The 16,001-nt window shown below is 45.9% G+C and carries 14 protein-coding genes and 1 pseudogene; 5 read left to right on the top strand and 10 right to left on the bottom strand.

Annotated elements, in window-relative coordinates:
• Nucleotides 1-153 precede the first annotated feature (153 nt).
• The 6 genes and pseudogenes from IC007_RS14170 to IC007_RS04205 form a co-directional block, all read right to left on the bottom strand.
• Nucleotides 154-1,351 (bottom strand): annotated as a pseudogene (locus tag IC007_RS14170) (RNA-guided endonuclease InsQ/TnpB family protein); the annotation flags it as partial.
• A gap of 87 nt (nt 1,352-1,438) precedes the next feature.
• Nucleotides 1,439-1,675: a DUF1286 domain-containing protein gene (locus tag IC007_RS04220; protein ID WP_370685226.1), complete on the bottom strand. Its 237-nt coding sequence runs from the start codon at nt 1,673-1,675 to the stop codon at nt 1,439-1,441.
• A gap of 545 nt (nt 1,676-2,220) precedes the next feature.
• On the bottom strand, nt 2,221-2,502 hold the full coding sequence (locus IC007_RS04215) for a PH domain-containing protein (RefSeq protein ID WP_054846915.1): 282 nt from the start codon (nt 2,500-2,502) through the stop codon (nt 2,221-2,223).
• Nucleotides 2,503-2,651: 149 nt separating this feature from the next.
• Entirely contained in the window at nt 2,652-3,314 is a 663-nt protein-coding gene (locus IC007_RS04210; RefSeq protein ID WP_054846916.1) for a hypothetical protein, read from the bottom strand.
• Entirely contained in the window at nt 3,311-3,484 is a 174-nt protein-coding gene (locus IC007_RS13290) for a hypothetical protein (protein ID WP_156303879.1), read from the bottom strand. The genes IC007_RS04210 and IC007_RS13290 overlap by 4 nt, the downstream gene beginning before the upstream one ends.
• Before the next feature lie 422 nt (nt 3,485-3,906).
• Entirely contained in the window at nt 3,907-4,104 is a 198-nt protein-coding gene (locus IC007_RS04205) for a hypothetical protein (protein ID WP_054846917.1), read from the bottom strand.
• Between the two features lie 96 nt (nt 4,105-4,200).
• Between IC007_RS04205 and IC007_RS04200 the strand changes: the two genes are divergently transcribed.
• The 3 genes from IC007_RS04200 to IC007_RS13285 all read left to right on the top strand — a co-directional run bounded on the left by IC007_RS04200 (nt 4,201) and on the right by IC007_RS13285 (nt 7,690).
• Complete coding sequence (locus tag IC007_RS04200) at nt 4,201-5,610, top strand: hypothetical protein (RefSeq protein WP_149528412.1); 1,410 nt, start codon at nt 4,201-4,203, stop codon at nt 5,608-5,610.
• A 275-nt stretch (nt 5,611-5,885) separates the two neighbouring features.
• Nucleotides 5,886-7,337: a hypothetical protein gene (locus IC007_RS04195; RefSeq protein WP_149528411.1), complete on the top strand. Its 1,452-nt coding sequence runs from the start codon at nt 5,886-5,888 to the stop codon at nt 7,335-7,337.
• A gap of 206 nt (nt 7,338-7,543) precedes the next feature.
• Nucleotides 7,544-7,690, top strand: a complete 147-nt coding sequence (locus IC007_RS13285) for a hypothetical protein (RefSeq protein WP_162302171.1) — start codon at nt 7,544-7,546, stop codon at nt 7,688-7,690.
• 1,027 nt (nt 7,691-8,717) lie between these two features.
• Here the strand turns inward: IC007_RS13285 and IC007_RS13765 are convergent.
• The 3 genes from IC007_RS13765 to IC007_RS13755 form a co-directional block, all read right to left on the bottom strand.
• Entirely contained in the window at nt 8,718-9,011 is a 294-nt protein-coding gene (locus IC007_RS13765) for an ATP-binding protein (RefSeq protein WP_232049015.1), read from the bottom strand.
• Nucleotides 9,011-9,616, bottom strand: a complete 606-nt coding sequence (locus IC007_RS13760; protein WP_232049014.1) for a DUF8612 domain-containing protein — start codon at nt 9,614-9,616, stop codon at nt 9,011-9,013. The genes IC007_RS13765 and IC007_RS13760 overlap by 1 nt, the downstream gene beginning before the upstream one ends.
• Nucleotides 9,617-9,713: 97 nt before the next feature.
• Nucleotides 9,714-9,890, bottom strand: coding sequence for a hypothetical protein (locus IC007_RS13755; RefSeq protein WP_156303850.1), 177 nt, complete (start codon nt 9,888-9,890; stop codon nt 9,714-9,716).
• Nucleotides 9,891-11,085: 1,195 nt separating this feature from the next.
• On the opposite strand from IC007_RS13755, the gene IC007_RS04185 reads away from it, so the two are divergent.
• Together IC007_RS04185 and IC007_RS04180 are read left to right on the top strand one after the other, a co-directional pair.
• The gene (locus tag IC007_RS04185; protein WP_054846735.1) at nt 11,086-11,931 is read left to right on the top strand and encodes an endo alpha-1,4 polygalactosaminidase; all 846 of its coding nucleotides are present in this window, start codon (nt 11,086-11,088) and stop codon (nt 11,929-11,931) included.
• Nucleotides 11,932-13,363: 1,432 nt separating this feature from the next.
• A complete protein-coding gene (locus IC007_RS04180; protein WP_149528410.1) occupies nt 13,364-14,815 on the top strand; it encodes a carboxypeptidase M32 in 1,452 nt (483 codons plus the stop codon).
• 726 nt (nt 14,816-15,541) lie between these two features.
• Here IC007_RS04180 and IC007_RS13275 read toward each other — a convergent pair.
• On the bottom strand, nt 15,542-15,706 hold the full coding sequence (locus IC007_RS13275; RefSeq protein ID WP_162302170.1) for a hypothetical protein: 165 nt from the start codon (nt 15,704-15,706) through the stop codon (nt 15,542-15,544).
• Nucleotides 15,707-16,001 lie beyond the last annotated feature (295 nt).

Genomic DNA, 16,001 nt, shown 5'->3' with positions numbered 1-16,001 from the left:
TGCAGGGATTTTCGGATAAAGTCTTTACGAGTTCCCCTTTCTGTGAATACATCAAGAAGCATGTGTGATGGGCCAACTAAAATTCTCCCCAATCAATGTTGCCAAAATTTGAGCATTAAATAATACACCATATAGTGAACTCACCCCGCCCTTACGGACGGGGCTTCCTGATTCACGGCTCCACCTTGCCAGTACCGATACCGGTAGAGGGCGGAACTCCACATCTAAGGGTCGCACCGACCCCGATCTACGTAAGATGTTCAGGGAGGCGTTGTAATCGCGGTCAGTCACCCAACCGCATCGTGGACAGGAAAAGATCCTATCGGAGGGTTAGGTCTTCCCTCACGTAACCGCATTTGGCGCAGGTTTTGGACGTGTAGGGTGGGTCCACAAGGAGGAGTGCCTTACCGTGCTTCTCCATCTGGTACTTCAAGGTGTTCTTCAGCTCGCGGAAGGAGACGTCGTGGAGCCTCAACTTCCTGGGGGACTTGTCCACGAGCTTCTTGACTTGTATGTCCTCCATAACGAGGACGTCGTAGTTCCTTGCGAAGTGTTTACCTAACCTCATGTAGAGATCTTTCCTCAGGTTCTTGAGGTGCTCGTATGCCTTGGCTAACTTGATCTTTGCTTTGAACCAGTTCTTGGAGAGGAACTGCTTCCTGGACAGGATTCGGTGTAGGTGCCTCACCTTCCATAACGCCTTCTCGTAAGGCTTCAGGTTGGGGAAGTACTCCCCATCGGAAGTCATGATGAGGGTCTTGATGCCCACGTCTAGTACCGTGATCTTGTTAACCTTAGGTAGCTTGGGGAACTCGTAATCGACCACGAAGGAGATGTAGACCCTCTCGGAGGGGTCAACTTCACGATTACCCTCTTTACCTTATCGAGGGGGAAGTCCCTGTGCACGAGGACCTTGAAGACTCCCAAGTGGGAGAGGCTCAACTTCATCAACTCCTTGGGGTGGCCCTCGCTTCTTTACTATTCTTCCTGATTATCTTCACGCTCAGACTTTCCATCCGCTCTGATAGACCAGGGAAGAGTACTTGTGGGGCTTCTCCTTGGGGAAACGCGCTAATCCATTGAAGAACCCCTCCCTAGCCTCGTAGAAGCGATCCGCAACGTTCTGAGTATGAGAGTGCATTTGTTGATACTCCCCGTCCTGCTTCCTCAGGTCCAAGGCGAGTTGCCTCAACTGGGTTTGATTCAGACCTTTCCCATCTCTTTGGTAGAAATAGGAGTCTGCCCAACGCAGGGTGTTTTACACCTCACACGCCATCCTCAACTGGGCCTTTAACGCCCTCAACGTTTGAGAATTTGTGTAAGCTCGAAACCTGAATCCTACGTCAGGCATTAGGAGATTTTTGAAGGGCCGATATTTAAATATGAGGGCTATCCATCCCTCCCTGACGGAAGGGGTCTTCCGCCCCCTTTGAACCCCCTATGAAGATAAAACCCAAAAAACACTCCTGGGCAAAGTATGGGTTAGGGGAGTCCTAACGGGAACTTGCCCACGCCTAGTTAAAACCTCCCTATGCCCCAGTTTATCAATAACACTATTACCCAAAACACTTATAAAAGATGACACTAACAAAGAAAAATAAAAACTACTAAAAACAAAAGAACTAACCAAAACCAACAAACCAACAGAAAACACAAAATGAGTTCTAAGCTTCATCAGAACCTCCTCAAAGCATCTAACAAACTTTTTAGTAATTCTACTTCTGCTTTAACTTCATTTTCCAAGGATTTCTTCAAAGGAAGTACTCTATTTGTTTTGAATTTCAAATGCAGTCCAGTATTATCACCAATTGGATATAACCATACAGAAATCTTATCCATCCTTTAACAGTGCAAATATTCGTCATCGTCAAAGAGTTACATAAAAGTGTTATAGACATTAACTAAAGAGAACTAAATGTTTATTAAATTCTTAGAAACAAATGAAAGTGAAGGATTATCGAATCTTGCAAAGAAGATTAACTTTCATAAGATTACGTAATAATGCCGGAATAGATGAATTTTTAAATGTAGGTTGCTATGCTATTTGCTAATATACTAGACTAAACGCAACATCTACGATTCTATTTGAATATAAATTGTTAAAATTTCTAATGGAATTCTAATCATTAAAATTTCTATTTTTTAACTTTTTCTCTAATTCACTTAAAGTTTCTGAATCCGATACCTCTATGACAATAATTTTATAAGGAAAAGAACATTTTATATATATATTACAATAGACCTTTCCAGTTTCTTAGTAGCGAAGAAAGCTAGACCTAAGCCAGTAGTGAATCTGCCATATATAATTTCTCCAATAGATAGACCGCCTAGCCTCATCTTTGGATATATTTGTTCTTTCTCGGTATCATCTAATTCTTTAACGTAAGCTACTCTCTCTATGCAATTAAACGGAATCTTTAGACTTCCCTTTAATGCTGCAATTTTCTCAAAGCCTCTAAGCTTTATGATTAAATTCTCTCCTTTAATACATATTTGAACCATATAACTTCACCGTAAGAGTGTTTCGTCTTTCAATACACGAGGTAAAAGTATTAATAAAATTAGCGTTAAAATTGCTGAAAATATTGAAGTATAGGAAGCTAACTCCATAGGATCTATCTGGGGCTCAATATTTAATACTATAAATGGTATTAGTACTGGAAGAAGTGAAATCGTTGATAATAAGTTCTGCCTGGAGTAAGTCCAGTCCTAACACGACCTAGAGAAGGGGATATAGTTATGAGTAATAAGCTAATAAGGACTGCTGGAAAAGTAAGTGAAGGTATAAGTATTGTAACGAGCTCTAAATAGTAAATGCCAAAGCTATTAAGGTATCCCATAAGATATAGTGATAATAGTGATATTCCAGATGTGATTGTTATAACTAATCCCTCAACAATTAAGGATGCTAATAATGTGTAAATTAAAAGTGAAATAATAATATCTCTATGTGACACTGGCGATGAGAGTAGAACTTCAAATACTCCCTCATTACGATCCTCACTAAATGTACCAGATATGGTGCCCGAGGCTACAAAGGCAGCTATAATAGCGGCTAAAAAAGGCGTAAAAATAGCTGCGGCCACAACTCCTAAAGCATCCTTAGGGAGGACATGGTTATGGATATTAAGCATTCTAATAGCTAAAGCTTCGAGAGCTTGACGTGTAGTAGGAGTGTAGATTTCTGGAAACAAAACGCCTACTATGACTGTTGACGATATTATTCCAATTCCGTATGCTAGAGATAATATGATCATATTTCTTATATTTATCTTAAGCCTAGTTACATAAGCTCTAACAATACCGCTCGTCATGATTTATCACTTAACTGCTCTAATACATCTTCAAGTGGATTACCAATTTCCTTAACCTCAAGTATAATAATATTATGTTTTGTAAGTTCTTTAACAATATTTCCAATTTCGTCTTCTGACTTGACTTCAGCTATCCATAATCCACTGTCTTGATAAGTATCATAACCCATAGAGTTTAAGATAGTGACGGGATTTCCACGTACCTTTAAACCAACTTTTATTCTTCCGATAAAATGTCTTAAATCCTCAAGAGAGCCTTTAAATACTACTCTACCATGGTTTATGATAATTACGTTTTCAGCTAGTTCTAATGCCTCATAGAGATTATGCGTAGAATAAGTTACTCCTATATTCCTGCTATGGATAAGGTCTAGGAATGATCCAGTGGATAATTTAAAACGAACGTCTGGACTGGTCTACGCTTTAGAGAGAAGCGCGCAAGGTGAGGGGAGAGTAATTGAGGAGCTAGCGAAGTATGGTAGATTCTAAATACAAACCTTTGTTATGGAACAAGAGGAGGAGTGTGTAAAGTGAGGGACATGGAAAAAGCATGTCCATACGTGTATTTTTGAAGGACGCACCCGACGTGTAATTACTTCGCTTTTCTCTCGCAATACGAGAAGACTTTCCCGGCCTTACTGATCTCTCTATCTTCTTTTCTGTCTCTCATTATGAGAGGGAAAAGGAATGCTTCCTCCATGAGAATGAAGGTAGAGGAGAGATTGCGGTAACACGAGGTGAAGGGGAAAAGAGAGCCGGTCTCAATAGACGTGCAGATCGTGGAGGACATCGAGAGAGAGCCTAAATCGTCGTATTTAAAGCGGGTTGTTCACGGCTAACACAGTGCATATATATTTTTTATGTTTTGCTTGTATAACAATATTGATTGGTCGTGTCTACACGGTCTATCCTATCTGAAATAGCGCAAGGAATAGAAAACGCAATATCGAATGCGGGGAGGGCCAAGAATGTAGGGACTGGGGTTTCGTCGAGGACAGAACAAGACGTAGAGAACGTCGCGAACACGTTAGAGTGTACCGTGAAGGGAGAAAAGGGCTGTCCGCATTACCCCGCGTTGGGGATAGCCGATGCTCTGTACAAGGAGGACAAACGCCCTACTGACATATTCCAGCTCTTCAGGCACGGCGTGATCATCGAGAGCGCCGAGGGTAACTACTACTACGTGGGAGGGGCTTCCCCTTACTGGGATGGGAAGGACTTCCTCGCCGTGCAAGGAGGAGCATGCTTCCTTGTGAAGGGCGAGAACGTGGTCAAGTCGATGAGGAAAGCAAACATAGTTGTGGTCAGGCTGAAGAGGGGTCATCTCGGTCGTGGAATTGAGGAGCATTGGCAACAGCCTAACCCGCCCGAGGGTTGCAGCACTCCCGTCATAGGTTGGTTCGAGACAGCAGCTGAGAACAGCAGGGACGCGGGAGGGGTCATGCCTAACTACCTACCTTACTTCACTGGTCTTCCATTCTATGCTTTAGAAGTTCCAGGTGTTCTTGTAGACGTATCAGACGATAAATTGAGCGCAACCGCCTTGAAGGAGAGTTTGAAGTTAACCTCAGATCAACCGCCCGTCCCTTTCATAGTCGCCAGGACAGTCGGGACGCCGTTCCAGCAGAAGAACCCTAACGCGGTGATAAACGGTATGATGGCGGTCGCCGTGCTTGACAGCCAGCTTCAGGAGAAGCTTTGCAACCTCTTCATTACACAGGATGACTCGATCTGCAATAGCCTGAGCACTGTGAAAGGGTTCAGCGATGCCCTCATAGGCGCCCCGGTATTCACAGCGTACTCCTGCCTCTCCGGTTGCAAGGAGCCCGGGATAGTGGGGCTCGTGGCGAGCGCGACGCAGTTAGCCGGGCCCGTGGTCTCCCTGGTGTTGGTACCTCTCCCTACCGCTTACACCGACCAAGCCTTCGAGCAACTCGCCTCCGCCCTGGGGGTCCAAGACGTCTTCAACGAGAGCGTGAGGGCGCTGGAGAAGGTCAACGGTGTCATCCTTTCCCTCCATGATAAGTATAACGTGAGCTATACCTTTGCCTCAGCCGTGATGGACTACGTGGAATGGGACAGTGAGGAGCAGATGATGACAGACGCCAAACCCTACGTGGAGAACTACCACAAGTTGGTGGAGACGCTCAGGGCCCACGTGGAGAGAGAAGGAGACCCGTCCCGTGCTGACAGGATAGAGAGGTGCGCCGAGATTACCTTCTACGAGGACTACGACTGTTGGGAATATGACGCCTTGGAATGCGTAGATAGCACCAATGACTCCTGGTGGAGGTAGATGATGGTGGAGGTAGATGATGGTGGAGGTAGGAAAGAACAAGGTATACAGGCCCGACGCGTTCCATTCCGAGCACTACCCCGTGGATCGATCCAATTATCGGCGCCGGAGTGGAACCGTGTTTTTTAAATAAACATTCAATTAGGACAAATGTCGGCTATCTTAACATCCGGATTGAAGAGATCGTAACTCAAAGACAAAACGTCTTTGATGGTCGTAGCATTCATAACCACAATATTTTTATGTTTTTACCTCAAAACTTAAAATGATGAAACGTGTCAATATCGTCTATTCTATCTGAAATAGCGCAAGGAATAGAAAAAGCGATATCGGACGCAGCGTCTGAGGTAGGGCAGGCTTTGTCGGACGCGGTGGGGGCAGCGTCTGCAGTGGGGTCGGAGATAAGCCAGGACATAGAGAACATCACGAACACCTTGGGGTGCACAGTGCAGGGGATGAAGGACAGCGGTTACACGTACTACCCCGCGTTAGGTATCGTAAACAGGGCGATAAAAAACGCCAATATAAACGGTAAAGTAGAGCCTGTCAGCAACATATTCCAGCTCTTCAGGCACGGCGTGATCATCGAGAGCGCCGAGGGTAACTACTACTACGTGGGAGGGGCTTCCCCTTACTGGGGAGCCGGGAAGGACTTCTTCGCCCTGCAAGGGGGAGCGTGCTTCTTCATAAGCGACAGCAGTATCCCCACGCTGATGAGGAAAGCGAACATCATTGTGGTAAGGTTGAAGAGGAGGAAGTTGACGAGCGCGCCTTGGCAACAGCCTAACCCGCCCGAGGGTTGCAGCACTCCCGTCATAGGTTGGTTCGAGACAGCAGCTGAGAACAGCAGGGACGCGGGAGGGGTCATGCCTAACTACCTACCTTACTACACCAGTCTTCCATTCCATGCTTTAAAAGTTCCAGGTATTCTTGTAGGCATATCAGGCGATAAATTGAGCGCAACCGCCTTGAAGGAGAGTTTGAAGTTAACCTCAGATCAACCGCCCGTCCCTTTCATAGTCGCCAGGACAGTCGGGACGCCGTTCCAGCAGAAGAACCCTAACGCGGTGATAAACGGTATGATGGCGGTCGCCGTGCTTGACAGCCAGCTTCAGGAGAAGCTTTGCAACCTCTTCATTACACAGGATGACTCGATCTGCAATAGCCTGAGCACTGTGAAAGGGTTCAGCGATGCCCTCATAGGCGCCCCGGTATTCACAGCGTACTCCTGCCTCTCCGGTTGCAAGGAGCCCGGGATAGTGGGGCTCGTGGCGAGCGCGACGCAGTTAGCCGGGCCCGTGGTCTCCCTGGTGTTGGTACCTCTCCCTACCGCTTACACCGACCAAGCCTTCGAGCAACTCGCCTCCGCCCTGGGGGTCCAAGACGTCTTCAACGAGAGCGTGAGGGCGCTAGGGAACGCGAGGGAAGTCATCATCTCCCTCCAAAGCACGTACCACATAAGCCAGACACTGGCATCAGCCATAGTGGACCACTTGGACTGGAACGACCGTGAGCAGATGATGACAGACGCCAAACCCTACGTGGAGAACTACCACAAGGTGGTGGAGGCCATCAGATCCCTGGTGGAGAAGAGCGGTGAAATGTTCCTCGTAGGGAGGATACAGGAGTGTGTCGAGAGCACGGTAGATGAGGACTACGAGACCTGGTTGGACGAAGCGACTGACTGCGTTTACTCCGATGTTGACAGACGTTCTATCACGTACTGACCTGTAGGACCTGCTCGATCAAGCAGGGCCCTCTGGACTCGGGGCCACTGCGCCTGCGGGCGGGGAACCCGCATGTTGTAGACCCTGCGACAGAACCGGGAGGTGTGTTGTGAACACTTAAATTCTAGATCTTGACTCCTCTCAGCGTGCATTGATTTCTAAAGATCCGGGCTGAGGTAATGATGGAGAGGGGCTAGTCCAAGGTGGTGGAGGCCACTCTGTCAAGCCCCTTCATGTCCGAGTACAGCTCTATCACGTCCTTCATGGCGATGCCCAGCGTGAACGCCTCGGGTAGGGTGGTGAAGGTCACCACTAACGGGGTGGAGCCATTAGCTAATGCGGGGGGGGGGTAAGAACTCCAACACGAGGGCAAACACGTGACCAGTTGACGTCGACAAGGCGTACGATTCCAACGATACAAAACGAGAGTCCGGATGCTGACCCAGGTTGCTCCCCCGTCGAGGTGAACCTCGACGTGTGACCCGCGAGTTCAGTACGTTTACGACAGCTGAGAGAAAGGATCAGGGCGAGGTGGCTCACTGAGCCCCCTTTCTCCGGGATCTTCTGTGAGTCCCTGAGAGGGAAGTCCTTTACCCCGTCAAGAACGCTTCCACTCGGGTTTTACGCTTGGGCGGCCGCAACGCCAACTTGGTGGTAAGCAAAGCCCGGAATCAGGACCTAGCCAAGGCAGACAGAATTATCGAAGAACTTCTCTTATGTTGCATTATTCATGTTTCATTATTTATCGGAAATAATTTAAAGAGATACACTAAGCACGTACCAGACTCGAAAGTTTTAAAAGTAGTTTTGGTATTCAACTAACGCGTAAAGGATATCTTTAATAAGTTCTATCGTATTATGGAAGTTTTTAAAAAAGCTTGGCCAAAACAAGAAAAATTTTGGGGTGAAAAAGATGAATGAAAGAGGACTCGTCATAGAAAAAGAGTTTTCATTACGACTTAATGAGTTAGACCCGATATTTCCACAACGAGCTAGATAGGGATAATCCTGGGAAAGGGACGTAACGATGTGTTTACAGGCGTCCGGGTAGGACCACCTTAGCAAGGGAAGGGAGTCTATAGGATCGTGGGCCCGTGATCTCCAAGGTTCTAAGGCTGACCTACTCCACGCCCTGAGGGTTTCCCGAGGCCTTGAGTACACCTTTTTACGGGTGCTACTCCGTTATGAAGGATCGGGAAGGGGAGAGGCCTCCTCATCGCGAGCTGTTATGACATTAAGACGTTGATGCCTTAAGACGTTGAGGGCACAGCTAAGGTCGAAGCGGAGCCTATGCTTGATGGGCAGCCCGCGACCCCCTTGGGTGTCCCATGACTTGTACGCTTATCACACGAGAGTATAGCTTTCAACTCCGTATGGGTGCTACATTCCACGCAATAAGAACATCGGTATTTCACCCTTAGATAACAAGGTAACGTCTTTGGGATAGCCCCTATGAGACCTCTCTGCTTTTACCTCGATTTTCAGACCTCCTACAACGATGTCGATTTCAAAGTCGTTCTTGAAGTAGAACACCTCACCGTACTTTCTGAACAAGTGCTCTTGGACAACGTGTTCTAATATCGCGTCGTCTCTCAACTGCCTGTGGAGCCACTTGGCCAAAGTACGGTAAATGAAGGGGTCTCTGAAGAACACTTTCTTTTCTTTCCTATACACTACCTCGTTTCCCACCTTGTAATATGCGATTGGATCATGAACAAGTCCTTAAGGAACTCAATGTATTCCTCCACGGTGACGTGGGAAATCCCTACGTCGTTTGCTACTGAATTAAAAGAGAGGGCTGATGGGATTTTAGTCATAATAGACCTCAAGACCTCTTGTACTTTCTTTAGGTCCTTACCACCCTTATATACTTCTGAGGTTATCCCGTCTATCAACGCTTCCTCCGCGTCGCTGTGGCAGTTTATCGACTTAGGGAAACCCCCCTTCTTGGTGTATTCCTCGAAGAGTGCCGAGGATAGGGCCGAATCGCTCAGGACTTCTTCTCTCTTGTATCCGTGAACTTCTACGAACTGAGGGAAAGACAGGGGTAGCACCGAAATTTCCTTACCGTAACCCTTCCTCCCTGGGAACCTTTCGACCGACTTGGTGATTCCTAAGGAAGAAGAACCGCTAACGATTATTACGTCTGTAGAGAGTTCTCCCTTGTCTATGTAATATTTGATGATCTTCCACCAGTCCTCTAGGGGAGTTACCTCGTCAAGGATCAGGACCGCACTCTTGACTCCTCTCCTCCTTTTCTCCTTAACGTACTCCGCCATTATCTCCCTTCCTGTAAAGAGGCTATATAGTCGAAGTCTAAGTAAAATATTGAGGTGGAGTCCTTCCCCTTCTCCAATAGTCCCTTCACAAGTATCTTCAGCCCAGTAGTCTTACCAGCTTGGCACCGTACACGAAGTTCAAGCTGAAAGGTTTCATTGAGACTTCATCTATCCAGCTAAGTCTCCACTTAATCTTTTGGCTCTCCCATCGGATAAGTGAATCCCTCCAATCTCTGCTATACCACCAAGGGTTTAAATCGCTGAATTCCTCCACTAGTCTATTAACAACAGATATTTAAACCTTTGATAGTTGAATAACAAGATTGTAAACATAAATTAAATGTAAGTATACTTAATATTAATTAAATTCATGTAATCTATAAGTTTTACAAGAAGTATTTACTTGAAAATACTTGGAAATGCGGTTTAGAAGGTCGTTTTAAGAGTGACCTAATTATGACGTTCAATAATCTCTTTTTAGGAACCTCTAAGTAGGTTACCGTGGAGTCAAACTATGTCTCTAAATATTTAGTATTTATGAGAAAATTGTTGCAGTTTATAATTATTTTAAGAAGGTCTCATGGACATTCATGATCGTTTTTGTTGTAAATAAAGCAAAATAAATAGAATTAAATGAAATTTTTATACTATAAGGATTCGCATCTACAATTTAATCTATTATAAAAAAATTACTAAATTTTTAGTAATTTATACAAATTTTGATACAGGAGCTTTCTTAGTAGATTTTTGTATAAAGGGACGTAGTGATTTCTAGACGCAGGATCGCTTGTTTTTTAACCGGGATATTTTTGTTTAGCACTGCCAGCTCTATTTATGTATATTTATTTAGATATTCTAATTATTTTAATATATAGATTCGTTTTCAAGAAAGGTCTTAGACCTGTCATGACAGAGTTACCGTTACTGATCCAGAGGAAGCTACATCGCGGTTGACCATAAAGGATATTTAAGACTTTATATTCTCTGCATCAAAACAATAGCGTGATCGACTAAACCCGTTAACCGTTATTGCTCATTTCCTTATCTAAGGTTTAACATCTTTAATTTCCTTGCGTCCTAGATTAATCTTCGGGTTTGTTTCGGAGAGTTTAAACGAGAGCCCCCTGTGATCCTCGTCTTTAGACATCCTTAGATGTTTGATTAGTCCATCATAAGTTGCCTTCTTACAGCATACCGGACATTCTTTCACAGACTTCTTTAAGTGTATTAAGGTCTCTCTTGGACTTGAATTCCTTGTCACAATAAGGTAAAGGACACTTTGACATTGCTCTTTTTTTAAGAACCCTATACAGTATAAAAGAAAACTGTTTAAAAAATTTTCTTTTCCAGATTACTTAATTGATCGGCTCATTTTACGTGTATTATGCGTCGACTATTGCAGTCCCTTTTTTTAAAAAAATACACCAAGCTTAAGTAAAGCTTAAATTACTGTTTTTCTAGGACAGTCTATGTCAGCTAAAGCAAAACTTGTTATATTGAGCCTTGTTGTGATGCTTCTCTTCTCCTGGTTTGTAATTTTTGAGAATAACTCCGGCGTCACGGGGACTAAGCATGTCACGGGGACGAAGCACACAAACCGAATTGAGGCATTTGCAGTATACTACGGCACGGTGAATCAAAGCGTCATAGGTTGGCTTAACAACTTCTCCTTAGTTATCATCGACCCCACTCAGGTCAACTCCACCGTCTTATCCCAAATTCACGGAGAGAAAATAGCTTACTTAGACCTCGGAGAGTTCGCCAACATGTCTTTGGGGCCGTGTTCCCTTTCGTCCAACGTAACAATAGGGTACGATACTCAGTGGAACCAGTCCGTGGTCAACGTATCGTCGCCTGCCTGGGAGGAGTACATTGAATGTCAAGTGAAATACGTCATGTCAATGGGCTTTCAAGGGGTCATGTTCGACGACGTCGACGTCGCTGAACAGTACCCGGGGACTGAGCAGGGTATGATCAGTGTGATACACTGGGTTAGAGAGGAGTACCCCAACGCCACTATAGGGGTTAACAGGGGGTTCTACGTGTTACATAACATCTCAAGTTTCATTAACTTCGTTCTCTTTGAGGATTACGGGACACAAGTGGTTTCGCCAAATAACATTTCCTTCAATAACTTCACCCAAGTGAAGAACCTCACAGCGTACGTGGAGAGCTACAACGTGAGCGTACTGGCATTCGGCTACGCGGTTCATCCTCATGACGCTTTCTACAACGAGGTAAAGGAACTAGCCAAAGAGGAGTCAGTACCCAGTTTCGTGACCAACTGGAACGTAACTGCAACTTGGCCACAGTGATGCAGAGCGAGAACTTGTTACTCGAAACCGTAGGTAGATGAAAAGGATGTGAGAGGGAAAACCGCGACGGGGAGATTTAGGTTTCCTTTTAAGTTCTCATCTTGAGCTACTTATACGAGCGTTACTTCCCGTTGACTTTCGCATGTTTTACCGTGTATTTATCTCTCCACACCTCTGCACTGTAAGACATCCAGCGTGGCATTGAGGAAAGAAGTCCTTAACTGCAATAGGGGAAGTTCCTTTACATCTAGAGAAAGAGAAGTGGGGACTTACCTTGATTATTCTCGTAATGCATTTAAATAGTGATTTAATGATTTTTCCTTGAATTAGAGACACATGTTTTTAAAATTTAAAATAATAAACACACCGCGTCACTTCTTGATATAGAGGTCATCACACGCACGTGTCCAACAGACGCCGTTTTGAGGAGATGAGGAACTTGAAGGACAGAACTATCTGGAGGCTAAAACACGTAATTTAGATTCCAAACGCTCATGTCCCACATGCTCTCATCTCAGCAATGACAACGGAGTCGAGGAAAATCAGTTAACGTGGGAAGGAAACTCTCCCTCGGAGTTTCAAGGCATTTCACTAGACTTGGATCAACAAGCCCTGAAATGAAGTCACCCATGTTAGTCTTATCGACATAAAGTGTGTTTGACTTTTTTCGTTGCGACATGTGGCTGATCTCCGCAAACTGTTCCATATCCCGAGGCATTTCCTGTTCACTGTGCACTGCCTCTCCGATTTGAGTTAATTCACTTGTCTAAGGAGCTATCTCTACTCGCGGTGTATGAGAACGATTAGCTCCGCGCCTTTAAGTCTGCTTTAGCTACGTGTATGGGCAAGGTGGATAGAACCTCTTGTCTCCACCCAGGGGATGGGTGGTAAAGGCGTGGGATTCGATAGACCTACATACCATGGTCGTCCATGACGGGAAGCGATAAGGTCACGGATGCCCGAGGGATGACTTCTCCCTCGGTAATGTTATTGACGCTCTTGAAAAGGGGGATGAAACTCAAGAGACCTCAACCCTTCCTGTGTAGTGCCCGACTTCTGGTGCAATTCATGGAAAAGGCGAAATTCGAGAGACCTTGACCTTCTATACCCGGGGTTCCACGTCTCATAAGGCCCGTTTACCCCATCTTATGCTCAGGCAAAGGTAAAGGGCCATCGCTTTAGCTGTCTTTATACCCGTTCTGATGTCGGAACAGTGAACGAGACCAAAGCCCAGCGCTCCGAGCACACCAGAAGTCGGACGGCGCCGGGCAAGTAAGCGCTCCGTAGGTCCTACCTGCAGACTGGACATCGAATAGGCATGTAAAGCCCGATCGCGATTGCGTCACCTAGCCCCAAAGACGTAGAGCACGCCTGTTGAAGAAGACGCTTTCAAGCCAGAAGAGTTAATAAACCAACTAGGCTATATGATAACATGATTTCTAATTCCTTTCTCACCAAGTTCAAGGAGGTCTGGGCGATAAGCCACGCCATGAGGTTAATGGGTTGGGACATTGAGACCTACATGCCACCAGAGGGCATATCTTATAGGGCTGAAGAAATGGCGACCCTCAACTCCATGAGGAGGAAGAAGCTACTGGAAATCAAGGCGGACGTGGAGCACCTCGAGCCAAGGGACGACATGGAGGCGGGAATTAAGAGGGTACTCTGGAGGGAGATAAGGTATATAGATTCCGTTCCAGAGGAAGTAGATGCGGAGATCAACAAGCTCTCAGCAGAGTCCGCAGTGGTCTGGAGGGACGCTAGGGTAAAGAACGACTTCTCTTCCTTCAAGCCCTACTTGGATAGGATGGTGGAACTCAAGGTAAAGGTGGCGCAACTTCTAGGCTACAATGACCACCCTTACAGCTCCCTCCTCGACCTTTACGAAGAGGGTTTGACCGTTAATGAGGCGGACGGCATTTTCGGTTCTCTTCTCCCTGACCTCAAGAGGGTGCTTCAAAAAGTGGAGGCAGAGGGGAGGTTTAACTCTCCTAGCGGGCTGGAGGACGAGCCGTATCCTAGGGAAATCATGGAGGGGGTAGTGAACGAGATAGCCTACGACGTATTGAGGATGCCGAGAGGTAAGTTCAGGATAGATTCGTCCCCACACCCCTTCACCACTGGAATAAACAGGCACGACGTTAGGATAACCGTGAGGTACGAGGGTTTCGACTTCAAGAGGGCCCTCTACTCCCTGATCCACGAGTCCGGTCACGCAATTTATGAGCTCCAGATGGACGAGTCTTTGGAGTTCACGCCTCTCGCTCAGGCACCTTCCTTCGGTGTTCACGAGTCCCAGTCCAGGTTATGGGAGAACAACATAGGCAGGAGCAAGGGCTTCGTGGGACTAATCTACCCAAGGCTGAAGCCCCTAGTGAAGGGGAAAAGCGTGGAGGAGGTCTACAGATATCTGAACGCCGTGAGGCCGCAACCCATAAGGGTAGACGCGGACGAGCTCACCTACAACTTCCACATAGCAGTTAGGTACTTCGCCGAGAAGAAGCTAATAGACGGGTCATTGGGTGTCAGCGAGCTGCCGGAGTTCTTCGACGACATGTTAGAGGAGTACTTGGGAGTGAGGCCTAAGAGCTACTCTGACGGAGTCCTACAGGACATCCATTGGAGCCACGGGTCCTTCGGATACTTCCCTTCATATACTGTAGGAAACATCGTGGCTGCCGTGATTTACCACCACATGGACTTTGAAGACGACGTGATCAGGGGAGGTAAGCTGGAAGTAGTTAAGGACTGGTTAAGGGAGAAGGTACATAAGTTCGGCGCCACCTACCCGCCCAAGGAACTACTCAAGAGGTCCTTCGGCGAGGACTATAACCCGACGAGGTTGGTGGATTACTTGGAGAGGAAATATGTGGGAACAGAGTAGGGATATTCTGATCCGATCCAGTCTCTTTATTACAAAAATTCTTGCATTTACTTGCCGTTTTTGGTCTTATGTGTAACTTCTGGAACTCCCCTCAGGAGAAAGGGAGGAGAAGGGACAGGATGAGAGGATTCCTCTCGAAACATCACGGTTAAGACTATCGCGGTGGAGTCTTCGTTTCGAATCACGATCTTGCGATCCTTGGGTAGGTAGGAGCAAACGTCACAGATGAAGCGGGCAAATGCGGGATACCATTCTCTGTACCATTGCACACTAGGTAGGACAGAGTCTCAGGACGCATTATCTGGGTGTTCTTCTCGTGAAGCGTAGCATAATGGGCGAGCTACGGGGGTATCGAGGGTATGATTCGAGACCTAACTTTCTTTCCCCTTATAAAGAACTAAGGTTCGCACGTCGGATGCACGTTACTTTCTTTCATTCTACGTCTAAGAAATATTAAATTATTTACACTAGTGAGGCGGTTGTAATGAAAAGACAAGTTAATCTGAGCCATGCAATTTAGATATTTATGCGGTTCTCCCTTCTCTATTAATGTTAGAGATATAACCGTTCTTGCCTAAAAAGTGTTTTAACTGTCCTGAGAGTATCATGTATTTAGAGCCAAAATGGCGGGCAAGAAGAACAAGACTCAGAAGAAAGACCAAGCTCAGGGCCAGAAACAGTAAGGTATAGAAATCACATATCAAGTTGAAAAGTGAAGATTGTTTTTTAATAATTAATTTCATCAAGGGGTCTCCTGACCTTTAACGTTGGAGGAAATGATTTACGGGATTCCTTATCGAAAGCCCTTAACTCCCTCTCGTGCGGGAAAGAGACGCGGAACTCCGTAGAGTAGGTGGGGGAGACGTACACTCGGGGAGATGTGGACAACACGGATTTTGAAACGTCAAGCGCATTAATAAAACCGTTAGTAAAAATTTAACTAAAACCGTTATTTTTTAGATGTTTGACGCGTGTGGTTCATTATTTACTAGCAATCGTGGTGGTAAAACGATTTCGGATCTCAGTTTATACTCAATCAGACCTTAAAAGACAAGATCTATATTTCAGATCTGTACTATCTTGAGACCTCAACGTTCGCCGTAAAGAGTTACTTCAATGTTCAAAGGAGCTAATGGTCTAACACCAAGCGTGAGGTAGCGCTGTGAGCCTTGAACGTCGACGCAGA

Origin of the sequence: Sulfuracidifex tepidarius (assembly GCF_008326425.1) — an archaeon.
Taxonomy (GTDB): Archaea; Thermoproteota; Thermoprotei_A; order Sulfolobales; family Sulfolobaceae; genus Sulfuracidifex; species Sulfuracidifex tepidarius.
The sequence above is the reverse complement of the archived record's forward strand: the minus strand, read 5'-3'. Positions and strand labels throughout refer to the sequence as shown.